The following is a 400-nucleotide window of genomic DNA, read 5'->3' on the forward strand; positions in this document are numbered from 1 at the left end:
CGCCAGCTCTTGCGCCTGTTCGGCGTCAGTTTTGGCATCAGCATAGCAACCGGTGTGGATCTCGATAAACGGTGCGCCAACCTCTGCCGCAGCTTTGATCTGCTCTTCATCGGCGTCGATAAAGAGAGAAACCTGGATCCCAGCATCTGCCAGACGTTTGCAGGCATCGCGCATTTTGTCACGCTGCCCTGCGACGTCCAGGCCGCCTTCGGTTGTTACTTCCTGACGCTTTTCCGGTACCAGACAGCAAAAATGTGGCTTCGTCTCAACGGCGATCGCCAGCATCTCTTCGGTCACCGCCATCTCCAGATTCATGCGGGTATCCAGCGTCTGACGCAGGATGCGCACATCACGGACAGTAATGTGGCGGCGATCTTCACGTAAATGCACGGTAATACCG

General features: G+C 56.2%; 1 protein-coding gene. It reads right to left on the minus strand.

The window, feature by feature from the left end:
• On the minus strand, positions 1-400 hold a 400-nt coding region (locus JNB91_RS30455), incomplete at both ends, for a pyridoxine 5'-phosphate synthase (RefSeq protein WP_220329132.1).

The organism is Aliirhizobium wenxiniae (assembly GCF_019511445.1).
Taxonomy (GTDB): domain Bacteria; phylum Pseudomonadota; class Alphaproteobacteria; order Rhizobiales; family Rhizobiaceae; genus Neorhizobium; species Neorhizobium wenxiniae_A.